This is a genomic window from Rhizobium sp. A37_96, from assembly GCF_053521765.1.
This window is the reverse complement of the sequence record NZ_JBNWDS010000001.1, coordinates 742,900-759,893: the sequence shown is the minus strand read 5'-3', so window position 1 is coordinate 759,893 and position 16,994 is coordinate 742,900. Positions and strand designations below refer to the sequence as shown.

The 16,994-nt window shown below is 61.6% G+C and carries 16 protein-coding genes and 2 riboswitches; of the genes, 12 read left to right on the top strand and 4 right to left on the bottom strand.

What is annotated here, in order from left to right; genetic code table 11:
- Nucleotides 1-290 precede the first annotated feature (290 nt).
- Entirely contained in the window at nucleotides 291-677 is a 387-nt protein-coding gene (locus ACQZ6J_RS03680) for a response regulator (protein ID WP_449082017.1), read from the top strand.
- Between the two features lie 12 nt (nucleotides 678-689).
- Here the strand turns inward: ACQZ6J_RS03680 and ACQZ6J_RS03675 are convergent, their stop codons facing one another.
- Nucleotides 690-1,457 carry a phosphatase PAP2 family protein gene (locus ACQZ6J_RS03675; RefSeq protein ID WP_163986361.1) on the bottom strand — a complete coding sequence of 256 codons (768 nt, stop codon included), beginning with the start codon at nucleotides 1,455-1,457 and terminating at the stop codon, nucleotides 690-692.
- Between the two features lie 217 nt (nucleotides 1,458-1,674).
- Nucleotides 1,675-2,052 carry a VOC family protein gene (locus ACQZ6J_RS03670; protein ID WP_163986360.1) on the bottom strand — a complete coding sequence of 126 codons (378 nt, stop codon included), beginning with the start codon at nucleotides 2,050-2,052 and terminating at the stop codon, nucleotides 1,675-1,677.
- A gap of 365 nt (nucleotides 2,053-2,417) precedes the next feature.
- On the opposite strand from ACQZ6J_RS03670, the gene ACQZ6J_RS03665 reads away from it, so the two are divergent.
- Together ACQZ6J_RS03665 and ACQZ6J_RS03660 are read left to right on the top strand one after the other, a co-directional pair.
- Nucleotides 2,418-2,810, top strand: coding sequence for a YciI family protein (locus ACQZ6J_RS03665; RefSeq protein ID WP_163986359.1), 393 nt, complete (start codon nucleotides 2,418-2,420; stop codon nucleotides 2,808-2,810).
- A 31-nt stretch (nucleotides 2,811-2,841) separates the two neighbouring features.
- Nucleotides 2,842-4,113 carry an RNA polymerase sigma factor gene (locus tag ACQZ6J_RS03660; RefSeq protein ID WP_449082014.1) on the top strand — a complete coding sequence of 424 codons (1,272 nt, stop codon included), beginning with the start codon at nucleotides 2,842-2,844 and terminating at the stop codon, nucleotides 4,111-4,113.
- Nucleotides 4,114-4,145: 32 nt separating this feature from the next.
- On the opposite strand, the gene ACQZ6J_RS03655 is transcribed toward ACQZ6J_RS03660, so the two are convergent.
- A complete protein-coding gene (locus tag ACQZ6J_RS03655; protein ID WP_163986357.1) occupies nucleotides 4,146-5,546 on the bottom strand; it encodes an MFS transporter in 1,401 nt (466 codons plus the stop codon).
- Between the two features lie 121 nt (nucleotides 5,547-5,667).
- On the opposite strand from ACQZ6J_RS03655, the gene ACQZ6J_RS03650 reads away from it, so the two are divergent.
- Nucleotides 5,668-6,663 carry a LysR family transcriptional regulator gene (locus ACQZ6J_RS03650; protein WP_163986356.1) on the top strand — a complete coding sequence of 332 codons (996 nt, stop codon included), beginning with the start codon at nucleotides 5,668-5,670 and terminating at the stop codon, nucleotides 6,661-6,663.
- Between the two features lie 19 nt (nucleotides 6,664-6,682).
- Nucleotides 6,683-7,201, top strand: coding sequence for a GNAT family N-acetyltransferase (locus ACQZ6J_RS03645; RefSeq protein ID WP_449082011.1), 519 nt, complete (start codon nucleotides 6,683-6,685; stop codon nucleotides 7,199-7,201).
- A 30-nt stretch (nucleotides 7,202-7,231) separates the two neighbouring features.
- Here ACQZ6J_RS03645 and ACQZ6J_RS03640 read toward each other — a convergent pair whose 3' ends face one another.
- Nucleotides 7,232-7,693, bottom strand: coding sequence for a cupin domain-containing protein (locus ACQZ6J_RS03640; RefSeq protein ID WP_449082009.1), 462 nt, complete (start codon nucleotides 7,691-7,693; stop codon nucleotides 7,232-7,234).
- Nucleotides 7,694-8,119: 426 nt separating this feature from the next.
- On the opposite strand from ACQZ6J_RS03640, the gene ACQZ6J_RS03635 reads away from it, so the two are divergent.
- The 7 genes from ACQZ6J_RS03635 to nrdE all read left to right on the top strand — a co-directional run bounded on the left by ACQZ6J_RS03635 (nucleotide 8,120) and on the right by nrdE (nucleotide 16,977).
- Nucleotides 8,120-9,220, top strand: a complete 1,101-nt coding sequence (locus ACQZ6J_RS03635) for a porin (protein WP_163986353.1) — start codon at nucleotides 8,120-8,122, stop codon at nucleotides 9,218-9,220.
- A 284-nt stretch (nucleotides 9,221-9,504) separates the two neighbouring features.
- The gene (locus tag ACQZ6J_RS03630; protein WP_163986352.1) at nucleotides 9,505-9,819 is read left to right on the top strand and encodes a hypothetical protein; all 315 of its coding nucleotides are present in this window, start codon (nucleotides 9,505-9,507) and stop codon (nucleotides 9,817-9,819) included.
- A 401-nt stretch (nucleotides 9,820-10,220) separates the two neighbouring features.
- Nucleotides 10,221-10,432: riboswitch (cobalamin riboswitch) on the top strand.
- Nucleotides 10,433-10,530: 98 nt separating this feature from the next.
- Nucleotides 10,531-12,873, top strand: a complete 2,343-nt coding sequence (gene metE, locus ACQZ6J_RS03625; protein ID WP_449082006.1) for a 5-methyltetrahydropteroyltriglutamate--homocysteine S-methyltransferase — start codon at nucleotides 10,531-10,533, stop codon at nucleotides 12,871-12,873.
- An 8-nt stretch (nucleotides 12,874-12,881) separates the two neighbouring features.
- Nucleotides 12,882-13,691: an acyl-CoA thioesterase gene (locus ACQZ6J_RS03620; protein ID WP_449082004.1), complete on the top strand. Its 810-nt coding sequence runs from the start codon at nucleotides 12,882-12,884 to the stop codon at nucleotides 13,689-13,691.
- A gap of 26 nt (nucleotides 13,692-13,717) precedes the next feature.
- A riboswitch (cobalamin riboswitch) is annotated at nucleotides 13,718-13,936 on the top strand.
- Between the two features lie 251 nt (nucleotides 13,937-14,187).
- Nucleotides 14,188-14,409 carry a glutaredoxin-like protein NrdH gene (gene nrdH / locus ACQZ6J_RS03615; protein WP_163986349.1) on the top strand — a complete coding sequence of 74 codons (222 nt, stop codon included), beginning with the start codon at nucleotides 14,188-14,190 and terminating at the stop codon, nucleotides 14,407-14,409.
- Between the two features lie 10 nt (nucleotides 14,410-14,419).
- Entirely contained in the window at nucleotides 14,420-14,815 is a 396-nt protein-coding gene (nrdI, locus tag ACQZ6J_RS03610; protein ID WP_163986348.1) for a class Ib ribonucleoside-diphosphate reductase assembly flavoprotein NrdI, read from the top strand.
- Nucleotides 14,803-16,977, top strand: coding sequence for a class 1b ribonucleoside-diphosphate reductase subunit alpha (gene nrdE / locus ACQZ6J_RS03605; RefSeq protein WP_449082001.1), 2,175 nt, complete (start codon nucleotides 14,803-14,805; stop codon nucleotides 16,975-16,977). Before nrdI ends, nrdE begins: the two co-directional genes overlap by 13 nt.
- Nucleotides 16,978-16,994: the final 17 nt, after the last annotated feature.

The following is a 16,994-nucleotide window of genomic DNA, read 5'->3' as shown; positions in this document are numbered from 1 at the left end:
TGGCCGAATGTTTTGCCACCCGGAGGTCGCTTTTTCATGAGTCAATGGTTTTCTCCGAGACGTGTGCTACCGGTTGGGTGGGAAGCCCTCTACCGCAAGGTGTGCGTCGGCTGTCAAAGCCCGCCACCATGGCGACGATTCCTGACATTTACCTGAACGACGCATTCTTTTTCAGGGGCTATCTGGGCCACTATTTGGCTTGGTTTCGCTTTTTACGGTCTCCGCAAGGGGGTTCAGGTTACCGTCAGAAATAGGCATCATACCGGCCCGATTGCAATGGGGGCGCAATCGTGCGGCTTTTATTAGTCGAGGATAATCCGATTATCGGCAACGCCGTGCGGGATCACCTGTGCGCCGACGGCTGGTCGGTCGACTGGTCGATGAATCTGGAATCGGCAACGGGTGCCGTCGCGGGGGAACCCCGTGACGTGGTTCTGCTCGACCTGCGCCTGCCTGATGGAAGCGGCCTCGATGTGCTGAAGCTCATGGGCGCGCGCGGAGATTCGACGCCGGTCGTGGTCATCTCGGCCTATGATCAGCTGTCGGACCAGATCGCGGCTATGCGCAGCGGTGCGGTGGACTATCTCGTGAAGCCCTTTGCACTTGCCGAAATGGCGGCCCGTGTGCGAAAGGCGGCCATGCATGGCCGGCTGAGCCGTATGCGCGATGTCGGTTAAGTGGCGTGCTTTTCAGGCGCGGCTCGACGCTTCCGGTCGCAGGAAGTCGATCACCGCCATGGCGGCGGCGAAAACCACCAGTGACAGAAGCCAGCCCAAAACCGCGTCCGAGAGGTAGTGGGCGCCGGTCAGCACGCGCATGAACGGCATGATGATCGCAGCGACCGCGAGGGGGACGCCGAGCGGGAGACGCAGGCGCGGCGGCAGCAGCAGCACAAGGCAAAGCAGCCAGCCGCCGGACGACGCCTCTCCGGAAACGAAGGAGCAGTTTCCGAGGCACCGGCCGGCAAACGAACCTGCCTGGACGAAATCGAGCGAACCGCCGAAAAGATCCGTGCTGCGCGGACGCGGCCTGCCGGCATAGCCTTTGAGCAGCGTATTCACGATGAGCCCGCAGCCGACCGCCAGCGACAGCAGCGCTGCGATGGAGCGATCCGTTTCCAATGTTCTGTGCCGGATTCCATGCCGGCGCCAGGACGCGATCAGCGTCGTCAGCAGCGCGGCAATGGCGATGTAGGGCAGGGCCAGCGTTATGCCCCGCACGATCTCGAGGAGAGGATTCTTGGCGAGAGCAAAGGTGCCGCAGATTTCCTTCAGGGGAGCGGACGGCGCGCAGGGTTTGGCCGTGAAGACGCCCTGGGCGACGGCGAGATCGATGCCTGGAAATCGATAGAAGACGAGCAGCAGCAGCCACCAAAGCGCGAACAGCGCAAGAAAGGCGACGAGGGGTCTGCTAACCGATGCGGTTCGTTTCGCATAAGCAATGGAATTGTCATACATCGGGAATGCCGGCCACTGTCTGAACGAGGTCAAAACGAGCGCCCGGCGGCGTTTTAGGAAAAACGCCAAGACGGCCGCTGTCTGGCATCCACTACGACAGAAGCCTGACAGCAGCCTGAAAGTTCAAATGCTTAGGAAAATCGTCACACGAAATCGACGCCCCGTCGGATCGATCCTGGCGGGGAGGGCGGATCGCGATGCCGCTGTGGGATGTACCCTATTCGCCGGTCTGGAAATAGGCTTCCAGCCGGTAGCCGTCCGGGTCGATGATGAAGGCGGCGTAATAGAACTGGCTGTAATCCGGCCGGATGCCCGGCTTGCCATTGTCTTCGCCGCCATTGGCGATGCCGGCGGCATAGAAGCCGTCGACGGCAGCCTGGCTCGGCGCCACGAAACAGAAATGCAGGCCCGAGCCGCGATCGGCCGGCACGGGCCGCTCCACTTCGCTCACCCAGAACTGGGCACGCTCCGCACCATATCCGATCGTGCCGTCGAAGTTGCTCAGGCGCTCATAGCCAAGCGGCGCCAATGCCGCATCGTAAAACGTCTGCGCCCGCGCCAGGTCTTTGACGCCGATCGAAATGTGGTCGAACATAGAAACAAGCTCCCGCCATGTTGACTCCGGAGCTTTGCGGAAGACTGCGACCCTGGGGAGACGCCGGCTTTCGAAAGTCCGCAGGTCCAATTTCGCCTCACCATCTTGCAATGGTTCTGGGAAGTCAACAAAGCGATGCGGGGGGTGGGGATCGTGCGATTGAGGATTTTACCTGCACCCAAAGTCGTTTGAGCGACGCCGCCCTTGATGATTAGCGCGGGCTGGACGTAAGATTTTCCGATGATCGACAGCGATGCGGATTTTTTTGAAACGATTGTCGATTTCCAGAGGCATGCTTCGTCGTCAACATGAGCGGGCTTGTTATGCGGCAATGGTGCCGGCGTCTCGCTTCCGGAGGAATTTCCATGCGTTTCATGTCTATCGTCCTTGCCAAAGATTTCATGCTGCCGACGCCGGAGCTTGCCGAGGCCATCCACAAGATCGCGGATCGGGAAATCAAGGCTGGACGCATGATCGACACGGCCGGCCTGCTGCCGCTTGCGACAGGCGCTCGTGTCTCTATCAAGGATGGCAAGCTGAGTGTTGTCGACGGCCCCTTCGTGGAGGCGAAGGAAGTCGTCGGCGGCTATGCGATCTTCGAATTGCAGACCAAGGAGGAGGCCGTGGCGCTGGCGGTCGAATTCATGCAGCTGCACAAGGATTTCATGCCCGGCTGGGAAGGCACATGCGAGGTGCGCGCCTTCTATGAACCGGGCGCGGAGGGGATATGCGATCCGCTCGCCGAAGCAAGAGTATGATATTTTCGGCCTCCCGTCGGGGCAGGCGGCCTTGACGGCCGCCGGCACCCATCGGGCCATCCTGGCCGTGTGGCGGATCGAACAGCCAAGGCTCATCACGAGCCTGGCACGGTTGCTGCGCGACGTGCCGCTGGCCGAGGACCTGACCCAGGAAGCTCTGGTCGTTGCGCTGGAGCGATGGCCGGAGACGGGAATCCCCGAGCGGCCCGGCGCATGGCTCATGACCACGGCCAGACGCCGGGCGCTCGACCATCTGCGCCGTCGCCGGATGCTCGACCAGAAGCACGGGATGATCGTTCGGGAAATGGAAGAGGAGGAGCAGGTCATGCCGGATCTGGACACTCCTCTGGATGACGATATCGGCGATGAAATGCTGCGCCTGATCTTCACGGCCTGTCATCCGCTGATCTCGCGCGAGGCGCGCGTGGCGCTGGCCTTGCGGATGATCTGCGGCCTGACGACGGAGGAAATTGCCAGGGCGTTTCTCGTATCGGACGCGACCATCGCGCAACGTATCGTGCGCGCCAAGAAGACATTGGCCGAATCGGGGCTGGCCTATGAGACGCCGCACGGCGAGCAATTGTCGCAACGCCTGGCCTCTGTGCTGGAGGTCGTCTATCTGATCTTCAACGAGGGCTATACGGCAGCGCGCGGCGAAAACTGGCTGCGGCTGCAATTGTGCAACGAGGCGCTACGCCTGGGCCGAATACTGACGTCCGTGGCACCAGGGGAGCCGGAGGCTCATGCGCTGTTGGCCCTGATGGAGCTGAATGCCTCCCGCGCCGCGGCGCGGACGGACGCCGCGGGCAACCCCATCCTTCTGCTCGACCAAAATCGTGCCCGCTGGGACCGGCTGCAGATCCAGCGCGGTCTGCAGGCGCTGAAGCGGGTCGAAGAGCTCGGAGGCGCTGGCGGGGTCTACGCCTTGCAGGCCGCGATTATCGCCTGTCATGCGAGGGCGGTCACGGCGGAGGAGACCGACTGGCGGCGGATCGCCGACCTCTATGCCGAACTTGCCCGGCTCCTTCATTCGCCGGTCGTCGAGCTCAATCGTGCCGTGGCGGTCGGCATGGTCGAAGGCCCGGCGGCGGCGTTGGAAATCATCGAGCGCCTCGGGAATGAGCCAGCGCTGAAGGACTACCATCTCCTGCCGAGCGTTCGCGGCGATCTTCTCTACAAGCTCGGCCGCTACGGCGAAGCGCGGCAGGCCTTCGAGACGGCCGCCGCGCTCGCTGAGAACCAGAGGGAGCGTGATTTTCTGATGCGCCGCGCTGCCCAGGCTGCCGGCGCAGAGGCGGAGTGACCCGCCCATCGGGCGGGTCGTCCCGTTTTGCGTTATTCCGCCGCCTGATAGTTTGCCGCTTTTGCAGCGGATGAGCGCGGACCGACCGCGGCGAGCAGCGTGATGGCGGCAGCGAGGATCGTGACGAAGCCGATGCCGGCAATATAGGGGTTCCAGCCATAGCTGGGTGCTGCGCTGAAGACCGCCGAGGCTGCCGCCAGGATGATGCCGCCGCCGATCTGGAAGGAGGCAAACAGCATGCCCGAAGCCAGGCCGGACTTGTCTTCTTCGATATCGGACAGTGCTGCCACCTGAATGGACGGATAGGTCATGGCATAGCCGACGCCAAGCAGCAGTTGCGAGATGGCGACCAGCACGATCGTATCGATCTGGCCGACCGACAGCACCCAGAAGAGATAGCTGATGGCCTGCAATCCCACGCCGAACGTCATCAGCAGGGTCGTGCCGCGGGCCTGGCCGATCGTGGCAAAGCGCGGTGCGAGGAACATCACGCAGACGCCACCGACGGCGAAGGCGAAGCCGGTCGCGAAGGCCGACCAGCCGACGACTGTCTGGTAATAGAGCGTCGCGATGAATTGAAAGCCGACATAGGCCCCCTGGAACAGCGCGGCGATGGCATTGGCGTGGCTGAGCTTGGCACGCCGGAACATGGCAAGCGGGACCATCGGATCGCTATGGCGCCACTCAACCACCAGGAAGAGCAGGATCAGCACCAGAGCCGCCACCAAAGATCCCCATGTCGCGAATGCCTGCCAGCCGTCGGCCGCGGCATTGGTGACGCCGAACACGAAGAGCAGCAGGCCGGGGGTGATCGTGATTGCGCCTGCCCAGTCGAAGCGGGCACCGGGGCCGCTCCGCTTGTGATCGGCGGGCAGGACGAAGGGGGCGACAATCAGCGCGAGGATGGCGACGGGTGCGCCCATGACCAGGGTCGCCCGCCAGCTGATGATGGTTGCGGCACCGCCCAGCACCATGCCGAGGACGAAACCGGCGGCGCCGGTGGAAGAGAATACGCCGAGCGCCTTGGCGCGGGCATTGCCTTCCCCGAAGACGGAGAGCAGCAGTGCGAGGGCGGCCGGTGCCGTGAAGGCGGCGGCAATGCCCTTGATGAGGCGGGCGGCGATCAGGGTCTGGGCGCTATCGACGAAGCCGCCGGCAATGCTCGCGGCAGCGAAGACGGCAAGCGACCAGAGAAACACGCGGCGGTGGCCGAAGAGATCGGCGACGCGGCCGCCGAGCAGCAGGAAGCCGCCATAGCCGAGCACATAGGCGCTGACGGCCCATTGCAGCGATGTCGCCTGCATGCCGAGCTCTTTCTGGATCGCGGGCAGCGCCACCCCAATAGTGGAGACATCCATGGCGTCCAGGAAATTGGCGGCGCATAGCAGTAGCAACGCCAATCCGGCCCCGCTTCGGGTTTGGGAAGAAGTCATCGGGATCGTTCCTTTCTGTGCTGCCGTCTTTTTGGGAGGCTGGGAGCGGCAGGGAACGAGAAAATGTACATCTTCAAACCCTATTGCAAATTGATAGTAACCATGTCAGGTATTACTGGCGATGATGAATGATGCGACCCTTCGGAAAATCGATCTCAATCTGCTGCTCGCCTTCTCCGTGCTGATGCAGGAGCGGAACGTGAGCCGTGCGGCCGAGCGTTTGCTGCTTGGCCAACCGGGTCTTTCCGCTGCATTGCGCCGGCTGCGCGAGACGCTGGATGACGAATTGTTCGTGCGCGTCGGCAGAGGTTTGCAGCCGACGCCACGGGCGCTCTCCATCGCGCCGGCGATCGAGGATGCGCTTTCCGGCATCGAGCGCGCCATTCGCCCGCCCGCCGCTTTCGATCCGGGAAGCTGGCAGGGCGAGTTCCGCATCGGGCTCTGCGACAATCTCGAATCATCCTTCTTCGGGCCGCTGGCGGCGCGGTTGCGCCAGATGGCGCCCGGCGCCCGCTTGGTCAGCATGGCCTTCGACAGGCGCGACGCCGCTCGCCTGCTGGACGAGGGGGCCTATGAATTCAGCATCTCGGTGCATGACGAGCCAGCCTCCTGGCATATTCGCGCGCCCCTCTTCGAACAGACGTCATTGTGCATCTACGATCCCCGGCATCTGAAATGCGCGGCACCGCTCAGCCTCAAGCATTTCGCGAACGCGCCGCACGTAACCGTGTCCATTGAAGGCACCATATCCACAAACGTGGATGCCGCTCTCGCCCGTCTCGGCTACCGTCGTCAGGTGGTGGCGACCGCGCCGCGTTTTTCGGCCCTGCCGATGACGTTGCAGGCCATGCCGGCGATTGCGACCGTGCCGGAGTCCATCGCCCACTGCATGGCGCAGCTGCACAATCTGGCGATTTCGCCACCGCCATTCGAGTTGCCCGCCGACCCCGTGACGATGCTCTACCGGCGCGTGGATCAGGCTGACGGCCGCTCCCTGTGGCTGCGTCGCCTGTTCGTGGATGTGGTGAGGGACGCGCTTGAGGCGAGCGGGTGCCGCGTGGGCGTCTCCACGGATGCCTGCTGCTACGATCCGCCTGTTCTTGCCGAGGCGGTATGATCCTTCAAGGAGAGGGAGCATGATCCGGCATACGTCGCGCCTATCCCTGCGCAGGCCGGAAGAGCAGGATCTCGATTTCATTACGACACTGTTTGCCCGGCCGGAGCTCGTAGCCCATCGGCCGGATCCGAGGCCGGATTCTCCTGCCGAGAGCGCCCGGCGCCTCGCCCGCGACCGGGCACATTGGCGCTTGCATGGGTTCGGACGCTGGGCGGTCGAAACGGAAGGTCGGCTGATCGGCTTCGGCGGTGTTACCGTCTCGACGGAATTCGAGGGGCTCAATCTCTCCTATCACCTGCATCCCGATCACTGGGGCAACGGTTATGCGACCGAACTGGTGAAGGAGGCTTTGGCCTTCGCCCGCAATGATCTGCAGGCGCAACGCGTTATCGGGCTTGTTCGCCCCGTCAATGTCGCTTCCCGGCGCGTGCTGGAAAAATGCGGCTTCGGTTTCGAGCGGGACGTGATGCTGCATGGCGCGCCGACACGTCTTTTCTCATACCGGACGGCTCCGGCGAGCGGGGATGAACGGAGATAGCCGCGCGGCCGAGCCAGCGCCGCGGCCATTCTAACCGTCCGGATAGGGCATCCCGTCCTTGTGCACGAACAGTCCGTCCGTGCTCGAGCTCATCATGTCGATATCGGAGCAGGTAATGAGGTCCGTTGGAGAACGGGTGCCGGCCTCGAGATAGATCGCCATGGCGTTCGATTTGTTGACCATGTGATGACCGTTGCCCGAGTCTTTCGGGAAGGCGGCACAGTCGCCGGCGCGCAGCACCGTTTCGCCGTCATCCTCGATCAGCGTCAACTCGCCTTCCAGCACATAGACGAATTCGTCCTCTTCCGAATGCCAGTGCCGCTGGCTCGACCAATTGCCCGGCGGCAGCCGCATCAGGTTGACGCCGAAATCCTGGAGACCGCCGGCATCACCCAGCCGCTGGCGTATGCGCTCGGCGCAGGGTTCGTTGAATGGAGCGGGATATCGGGTGCCCTTGATTTTAGGCACGGCTGCAACATCGATCTTCGGCATGATGATCCCGCCTGCGATTTGCCATGGATGGATACGCTGTCTGCGCTCCGTGAGTCTATCAAGACTCGTTGCCGGCAGTCCAGCGCCGTATACCGCGACCGGATTCGCGACAGGGAACGGCCGGCGGGCTGGCGGACTTGCTCCCCGGGCATCTACCCATGCGTGTTTCCGTGGTTGCGATACTGATTGTGGATTGGTGTGTTTGTCACACTCCTGTCATGCTCCGTACACATGTGCGTCGTTTGGGCAACACGGCATATGTACGTGCTGTCACATATGTTTAGGTCCTTGTAAAAGCGGGATCGCAAATGCAACTTTCTGCCCGGAAGCGAGGCGTTGTGCTTCGGAACTAAGGACTGAAACTTGATGTCGAGCGGCCCCCCAGGTTCGTCAATCGCGCAAGTTCAAATGAGGAATGGAGTTACCATGAACATCAAGAGCTTGCTTATTGGCTCCGCTGCTGCCTTGTGCGTCGTATCCGGCGCCCATGCTGCCGACGCTATCGTCGCAGCCGAACCCGAGCCGCTGGAATATGTTCGCATCTGCGATGCTTTCGGCGCTGGTTACTTCTTCATCCCCGGCACCGAGACCTGCCTGCGGGTCGGCGGCAAGGTTCGCACCGAAGGCCAGTGGAAGGATCCCTACAATCGTGACAGCAGCTTCGGCACGAAGTGGCACACCCGCGCCGAACTCGACGTCAACACCGCGACCGACACCGAATACGGTCCGCTGAAGACCGAAACCATCGTTCGCTGGGACTGGAATGACGGCGGCTCCACCGGCACCAACCTGCTGTGGTCCTACATCACCCTCGGCGGCTTCACCGTGGGCAAGACGGACTCGCAATACAACCAGTTCGTCGGCTATGCTGGCGACGTGATCCAGGACGACGTCATCTATGACGGTCCGTACGAATTGAATCAGCTCACCTACAACTATGACAGCGGCACCGGCTTCACGGGCGTCATCTCGCTCGAAGACAGCAACTCCGGTACCACCTCCAGCGCTTACGGTGGAAGCTGGCAGTTGTCCGAGTCCGACCACTATGCCCCGAACGTCGTTGCCGGTCTCGGCTACAAGGCTGGCGCATGGCAGTTCCGCGTCGTCGGCGGCTACGACTCGATCGTCGAAGAAGGCGCCATCAAGGCTCGCGTCGATGCCGACTTCGGCGTCTTCTCCGCCTTCCTGATGGGCGGCTGGAACACCGATGGCGACAAGCTCAACCAGTATGCCGGTTCGAACCAGAACGTCTCGGCCTGCACGACGTCCTCCGGCGTTGTTCACGGCGCGGATTGCGGCTGGGGTGACTGGGCCGTCTGGGGCGGCGTCGGCGTGCCGTTCAACGACAAGCTGAAGTGGAACGTTCAGCTCGCCTACACCGACTCCAAGATCTTCGAGGCAACGACGAACCTGAAGTTCAACCCGGTCAAGAACCTCCTGGTCGAGCCGGAAGTGACCTATGTTCACTACGATGTGCCGGGTGACGATACCTTCTCGGGCATCCTTCGCTTCGAGCGGACTTTCTGAGACTTCGGCTCAGCTTGATTTGATTGCAAATGAGGCCCGGTATTCGTATCGGGCCTCGTTCGTTTTGCGGGACAACTTGAAAATCTGCGCCCGGATCTGCATCCGGCCGGTGGGCGCAGCGAGGCGCGAGCGCCTTGCGCTCAACCGTACCGATGATGTGCCGTTTGCTTCTGACAGGGATGTGAATAGCCGACGGGGGGAAGTCGGCTCGCTGTCATAAAACTGAAGCTAATGAAGGAATAAGTCATTTTCAGCGCCATTCGGTGTTGATTAAAGGAAGCCCCATGAAGACGATCGTATTACTTGCAGCAATCGGAATGATTTCCACGAATGCCATGGCCATGTCGGCCTACAATTCCAAGTCAATGACCTGCGCAACCGTGCATGAAAAGATGGCGCAGGAAGGTGGTTCAGTCGTGCTGAAATACCCGTCGCACCATCCGGGCATGATGATGTACAACCGAACCGTTTCGAATTCGATGTCGTGCCTCGGCCAGGGTACGATGGCCAGCGCCAGCGTCCCGACAAGCGACGATCCGAGCTGCAAGATCAAAACCTGCAGCTTCACCACCGGCAAAGGGCCGAACAAGAACCACTAAATTCGTGGCGAACGGCAGCTCGGCCGATTAGCCAATCGAAGCAAGGCGCCGGCACGGCGAGAGATTTCCTGCCGGCCGTCACTCCAGCCTGGGCCAAAATGTCTCGGGTCTGGCCTGGTTGCGTTGTCGCCTGCGGATTTTCCGCAGGCTTCGGAGGCCGGAGGGGCGTTATGCTTTTCTCGGTCGTTTGCGTCCGCTTTCACTCGCGATCGCGTACGGGCCTCAAAGCGGCAACCTTTTCCCATCGAGACGCTGCAGCAAACCATTCGCCATGGATGGCAGCGTTATTGGGGCCGCGCACGGTCGATGCGTCTCCGATGCCCATGATCTGCAGCTCACGCAATTCCAAACCAAGATATAAAGATATCTTTATATCTCCTTGACGCTTGCGCCTGCGTCGTTCATGTTGACGCCATCGTGGTTCTTACCCGCGCCAATGCGGATGAGCTAAGAGGGAATTCGGTGCGACGATGTTCGTCCATGCCGAAGCTGCCCCCGCAACTGTAGGCGGAGAGCCGCCGTTCCACCATGTCACTGAGGAAGACGCCTCGGGAAGACGGAACGGTAGCGATGACCCGCAAGCCAGGAGACCTGCCGCGATAGATAACGTCCACGGGCGGGGTGTCCCGGTGTGCCGCGTTGCGACGGGCGCACTGTGCCTATCGTCGATGCGTCAGCCAATGCCTTGCCCACAACCTTCGGGGTAAGGAAATGACCATCAAGACCGCAAATCTCGGTTTTCCACGTATTGGAAGACATCGCGAACTGAAGTTCGCGCTCGAATCCTATTGGGCCGGCAAGACCGATCGGGCCGCGCTTCTGGAGACTGCCAGAACGCTCCGCGCCGATCATTGGCGACTGCAACGGGAAAAAGGGATCGACATCATCCCCTCCAACGACTTCTCCTTCTACGACCACGTTCTCGACACGGCGGTCATGGTGGGCGCTGTGCCTCCGGTCTACGGATGGCGCGGGGGACCGGTCGATCTCGACGTCTATTTCGCGATGGCCCGCGGTTCGTCCGGTAACGGACACGCCGATTGCGGACATGCGCACCATGCAGCCGGTGCGGCCGCGCTCGAGATGACGAAGTGGTTCGATACGAACTACCACTACATGGTGCCGGAACTCAAAGCCGATCAGCGCTTCGAGCTGACATCCAACCGGCCTCTCGAAGCCTTTCTGGAGGCGAAGGCGCTCGGCATCCACACCCGGCCGGTGATCCTCGGGCCGGTGACCTTCCTGAAGCTCAGCAAGGCGCTCGACGATTCCGCTCCGATCGACCTTCTGGAGCGGCTGCTGCCAGTCTATGCCCGCATCCTGTCCGAGCTGGCCGACGCAGGCGTCGACAGCGTCCAGGTGGATGAGCCGGCTCTGGTCCTCGATCTCTCCGACAAGGAAAGGCAGGCCTTCGCGCTGGCGTATAAGGCGCTCGCCAAGGCAGCACCAAACCTCAAGCTCGTGCTTGCGACCTATTTCGGGTCGCTGGGCGACAATCTCGACATCGCTCTGCAGCTTCCCGTCGCCGGATTGCATCTCGATCTCGTTCGCGGCGGCAGCACGCTGGAGGATATCGTCCGTCGTGCGCCGGCGCATCTCGCTTTGTCTCTCGGGATCATCGACGGGCGCAACATCTGGCGAAGCGATCTTCAGGCCATCGCCTCACGCATTGCCGCCGTGGCCGCGCTTCGCGGCGAGGCGGATATCGTGATTGCGCCGTCCTGCTCGCTGCTGCATGTCCCGATCGACATCGAACTGGAAACGGCCCTTGACGACGAACTTCGCTCCTGGCTCGCATTCGCGACGCAGAAGCTCGACGAAATCGCCCTGCTTGGCCGCCATTTCACGGCCGGCGATGACGCCTCGTCGCTCACGGCATCGCAGCAGACCATGCATGCCCGGCTGACTTCCGTCCGGGTGCATGATCCGCTCGTCCAGGGCAGGCTTCATGAGCTGCGGGGCATCGAGCAAAAACGGCAATCGCCGTTTTCGGCCCGCCAGCCGATCCAGCATCGCCGGTTCAAGCTGCCGGCCCTCCCGACAACGACCATCGGCTCGTTCCCGCAGACGGCCGAGGTCCGCAAGGCGCGCTCGCTGCACGACAAGGGAGAGCTCAGCTATGTCGACTACGAGGCCTTCCTGGAAAAGGAAACGGCGGCAGCGATCCGCTGGCAGGAGGAGATCGGCCTCGACGTCCTTGTCCATGGCGAGTTCGAGCGCAACGACATGGTGCAGTATTTCGGCGAACAGCTTTCGGGCTTCGCCTTCACCAAGCTCGGTTGGGTGCAGAGCTATGGATCGCGTTGCGTGCGGCCGCCGATCATCTATGGCGATGTGGCGCGTCCGAACCCGATGACCGTCCGCTGGTGGAAATACGCGCAATCCCTGACCGACAAGCCATTGAAGGGCATGCTGACAGGGCCGGTCACCATTCTCAACTGGTCCTTCGTGCGGGACGACCTTCCGCGCGAAACCGTGTGCCGGCAGATCGCGCTCGCGATCCGTGACGAGGTCCGTGACCTTGAAGAGGCCGGCGCCGCGATGATCCAGATCGACGAGGCGGCATTGCGCGAGGGACTGCCGCTTCGACGGGCGGATTGGGCACACTATCTCGCCTGGGCGGTCGAGTGCTTCCGGATCTCGTCAAGCGACGTCTCCGATGAAACGCAGATCCATACGCATATGTGCTATTCGCAGTTCAACGACATCATGGAGGCGATCGCGGCCATGGATGCGGATGTCATCTCCATCGAGACGTCGCGGTCGCGGATGGAACTGCTCGACGCCTTCGTCGAGCGCGACTATCCGAACGAGATCGGACCGGGCGTTTATGATATCCATTCGCCGCGCATCCCCTCCATCGAGGAAATGGGGACGTTGCTCTCGCTCGCGCGCGAACGGCTGACCGACGGCCAGCTCTGGGTCAATCCGGATTGCGGTCTGAAGACCCGGAAGTGGGACGAGGTCAAGCCGGCGCTGGCGAACATGGTCGCCGCCGCCGCGAAGCTTCGGCTGGAGCTTGCGCGCAATGGCCAGCGCACGGCAAGCGTATGAGCCGGGACTTGCCATCATCGGGGGAGCCGGCCGGCGGGCCGGCTCCCAGCACACTTATCGATATCGTCTTTCCCGGCGACACCAACCATCATGGCACGCTTTTCGGCGGGGCGGGCCTTGCCCTCATGGATCGCGTCGCCTTTATCGCGGCCAGCCGTTTCGGCCGGGTGCCGTTCGTAACGGCGTCCTGCGAGAGGGTCGATTTCAGGAAGCCGGCCCGCATCGGTGAAATCGTCGAAGTGACAGCAAAGCCGATATCGGCCGGACGCCGCTCGTTGACCATCGAGGTCAGCATGACGGCCGAGACGATCGTCGGGGCCGGGCGGCATCTCTGCACGTGCGGCGTCTTTCATATGGTTGCCGTTCCGGACGAGGATCGCCCGACCGACTGGAGCCTGCCGTCGCTGCCCGACGGGATCGAGGACTGCCACCGCGACGGGGTACGGATGGTCGATATCGTCTTTGCCGATCAGTCAAACAGCGCCGGCAAGATGTTCGGCGGCGAGGCGCTCGCCTTCATGACCAAGGCCGCCTTCGTTGCCGCCTCGCGGCGCTCGCGTACCCTGACCGTGCTTGCATCTTCCGAGCGGATCGACTTCCAGCGTCCCGTTGCCATCGGGGAGATTGTCGAGGCCCTGGCGAAGGTGACGAAAATCGGAACGGCATCCATGGCCGTCGAGACCGAGCTCTGGTCAGAGGATCCCTTGTCCGGCAAGCGCCATCTGACAGCCCGCGGGACTTTCAACATGGTTGCCGTCGATTCAGACCATCGTCCAGTTGCAGTCATCCCCAGGAATCCGGAGGGGCTGCGATCATAATTATTGACCCAAAATTTACCTCGTCTACTATATATAGTGTTCGAGGTTCTTCTGATTCGCAAGAATTGGAAGCTAAGAAGGGAATCCGGTCGGCAAGCATGATGATTGCCAAGCCGGAGCTGCCCCCGCAACTGTGAGCGGTGAGCATTCGTTCGATTAAAGTCACTGGGACCATGTGTCTTGGGAAGGCGAGGCGAATGCTGTGACCCGCAAGCCAGGAGACCTGCCTCGAGCAATAGCATCCACGGGCGGGGTGTCCGGCTGGCGAGCGATGGTTCCCGCGGCATGATGGCCGTCATCGCTTCCCCGAAAACCTCGCGAAAATTACTTCGGGGTGAAGTCCATGTTCTTGAGTATCCACAGCCGCCCGCGCGAGTGACGGTCGCTTAAGCGACCGGCTGCCGACTGGGTTTGCCTCCATTTTCAATCCCGCCAAGCGGGCATCATCCGATGCCCGAATGATTTTGCATGCCTTTAACAGACACGAGGATATTCGATGAGCATCACCGTCTACAGCAAGCCCGCCTGCGTCCAATGCACCGCAACGACCCGCGCCCTCGATCGCCAGGGCATCGACTATACGATCGTCGACGTATCGACCGATACGGCCGCCTATGATTTGGTGCAGGGTCTCGGCTACCGCCAGGTCCCGGTTGTCGTCGCCGGCGAGCTGCATTGGGCCGGTTTCCGTCCTGACATGATCAGCGCGCTCGCCTGAGGAGCTGGCGATGGGCGAGATCGTCTATTTCTCCAGCCGATCGGAGAATACCCATCGCTTCGTTGGAAAGCTTGCATTGCCGGCCGCGCGCATTCCGCTCGGCGCGGGAGACGAGCTTCGTGCGACCTCGCCCTATGTCCTCATCGTTCCGACCTATTGCGGCGAGGGAGGGAAGGGGGCCGTGCCCAAGCAGGTGATCCGCTTCCTCAACGATGCGGGCAACCGTTCGAACATTCGCGGGGTCATCGCCGCGGGCAACAGCAACTTCGGCGCGACCTTCGGGATCGCCGGCGACGTCATCTCCAGCAAATGCCAGGTGCCGTATCTCTATCGGTTCGAGCTTCTGGGCACGGATGAGGATGTCGCCAATGTCAGACACGGATTGGAACGATTTTGGACACGCTAAATACTTCTTTATCGCGGGACGCGGGCGACCGGTCGACAAAGGCCGCGGAAGCGGCACTCGACTATCACGCCCTCAACGCCATGCTGAACCTCTATGACGAGCAGGGCAGGATCCAGCTCGACAAGGACCGCATGGCGGCCAAGCAGTATTTCCTTCAGCACGTCAACCAGAACACGGTCTTCTTCCACAATCTGCGCGAGAAGCTCGATTATCTGGTGACCGAAGGCTACTACGAGCAGGAAGTGCTGGACTACTATTCCTTCAACTTCGTGCGCGATCTTTTCGATCACGCCTATGCGAAGAAGTTCCGTTTCCCGACCTTCCTCGGCGCCTTCAAATATTACACCAGCTACACGCTGAAGACTTTTGACGGCAAGCGCTATCTGGAGCGCTACGAGGATCGCGTCTGCATGGTCGCAATGGCGCTGGCGCGCGGCAGCGAGCAGCTTGCCCGCGATCTGGTCGACGAAATCATCTCCGGACGCTTCCAGCCGGCGACGCCGACCTTCCTCAACGCCGGCAAGAAGCAGCGTGGCGAGCTGGTATCGTGCTTTCTGCTGCGGGTCGAAGACAATATGGAATCGATCGGCCGCGCCATCAATTCCGCCCTGCAGCTTTCCAAGCGCGGTGGCGGCGTGGCGCTGTCACTCACCAACATCCGCGAAGCCGGCGCGCCGATCAAGCATATCGAGAACCAGTCTTCCGGCATCATCCCGGTGATGAAGCTGCTGGAAGACTCCTTCTCCTATGCCAACCAACTCGGCGCGCGGCAGGGTGCGGGTGCGGTATATCTGAACGCCCACCATCCCGACATCATGCGCTTCCTCGATACCAAGCGCGAGAACGCCCACGAGAAGATCCGCATCAAGACGCTGTCGCTCGGCGTCGTCATTCCCGACATCACCTTCGAACTCGCGAAGAACAACGAGGATATGTACCTGTTCTCGCCCTACGACGTGGAGCGCGTCTATGGCGTGCCGTTTACCGAAATCTCGGTCACGGAAAAGTATCGCGAGATGGTGGCCGACAGCCGCATCCGCAAGAAGAAGATCAAGGCGCGCGAATTCTTCCAGGTGATCGCCGAAATTCAGTTCGAGAGCGGCTATCCCTACATCATGTTCGAAGACACGGTGAACCGCGCCAATCCGATTGCCGGCCGCATCACCATGAGCAACCTCTGCTCGGAAATCCTGCAGGTCAGCGAAGCCAGCGAATATGGCGACGACCTCTCCTACACGCATATGGGCAAGGATATCTCCTGCAATCTCGGCTCGCTCAATATTGCCGCCGCGATGGACAGCCCCGATTTCGGCAAGACGATCGAGATGTCGATCCGGGCGCTGACGGCGGTCTCCGACATGAGCCACATCTCGTCGGTCCCTTCGATCGAAAAGGGCAACGACGAAAGCCACGCCATCGGCCTCGGCCAGATGAACCTGCATGGCTATCTCGCCCGTGAGCGCATTTTTTACGGCTCCGAGGAAGGCGTCGATTTCACCAACATCTATTTCTACACCGTGACCTATCACGCCGTCCGCGCCTCGAACCGGCTGGCAGTCGAGCGAGGCCAGAGCTTCAAGGGCTTCGAGAACTCGAAATATGCTTCCGGCGAGTATTTCGACAAATATACCGATCAGGCATGGGTGCCCGCGACCGAACGCGTGGCTGAACTGTTCGAGAAGGCTGGCATCGCCATCCCGACGCAGGAGGATTGGGTGGAGTTGAAGCAGGCCGTCATGGAAGGCGGGCTCTATAACCAGAACCTGCAGGCCGTGCCCCCGACAGGCTCGATCTCCTACATCAACCACTCGACCTCCTCGATCCACCCGATCGTCTCCAAGATCGAGATCCGCAAGGAAGGCAAGATCGGCCGCGTCTACTATCCGGCCGCCTTCATGACCAACGACAACCTCGATTACTATCAGGACGCCTACGAGATCGGCCCGGAAAAGATCATCGATACCTATGCCGCAGCCACCCAGCATGTCGACCAGGGCCTGTCGCTGACGCTGTTCTTCCGTGACACGGCGACCACGCGCGACATCAACAAGGCGCAGATCTACGCCTGGAAGAAGGGCATCAAGACCATCTACTACATTCGCCTTCGCCAGATGGCGCTGTCCGGCACCGAGGTGCAGGGCTGCGTTTCCTGCGCCCTTTGATTTCCGGTTTGAAAAGG

Coding starts and splice junctions, on each gene's coding strand:
- ACQZ6J_RS03675 (WP_163986361.1), bottom strand. CDS start 1,457: ATGTATGACAATTCCATTGCTTATGCGAAACGAACCGCATCGGTTAGC.
- ACQZ6J_RS03670 (WP_163986360.1), bottom strand. CDS start 2,052: ATGTTCGACCACATTTCGATCGGCGTCAAAGACCTGGCGCGGGCGCAG.
- ACQZ6J_RS03665 (WP_163986359.1), top strand. CDS start 2,418: ATGCGTTTCATGTCTATCGTCCTTGCCAAAGATTTCATGCTGCCGACG.
- ACQZ6J_RS03655 (WP_163986357.1), bottom strand. CDS start 5,546: ATGACTTCTTCCCAAACCCGAAGCGGGGCCGGATTGGCGTTGCTACTG.
- ACQZ6J_RS03650 (WP_163986356.1), top strand. CDS start 5,668: ATGATGAATGATGCGACCCTTCGGAAAATCGATCTCAATCTGCTGCTC.
- ACQZ6J_RS03645 (WP_449082011.1), top strand. CDS start 6,683: ATGATCCGGCATACGTCGCGCCTATCCCTGCGCAGGCCGGAAGAGCAG.
- ACQZ6J_RS03640 (WP_449082009.1), bottom strand. CDS start 7,693: ATGCCGAAGATCGATGTTGCAGCCGTGCCTAAAATCAAGGGCACCCGA.
- ACQZ6J_RS03635 (WP_163986353.1), top strand. CDS start 8,120: ATGAACATCAAGAGCTTGCTTATTGGCTCCGCTGCTGCCTTGTGCGTC.
- ACQZ6J_RS03630 (WP_163986352.1), top strand. CDS start 9,505: ATGAAGACGATCGTATTACTTGCAGCAATCGGAATGATTTCCACGAAT.
- metE (WP_449082006.1), top strand. CDS start 10,531: ATGACCATCAAGACCGCAAATCTCGGTTTTCCACGTATTGGAAGACAT.
- nrdH (WP_163986349.1), top strand. CDS start 14,188: ATGAGCATCACCGTCTACAGCAAGCCCGCCTGCGTCCAATGCACCGCA.
- nrdI (WP_163986348.1), top strand. CDS start 14,420: ATGGGCGAGATCGTCTATTTCTCCAGCCGATCGGAGAATACCCATCGC.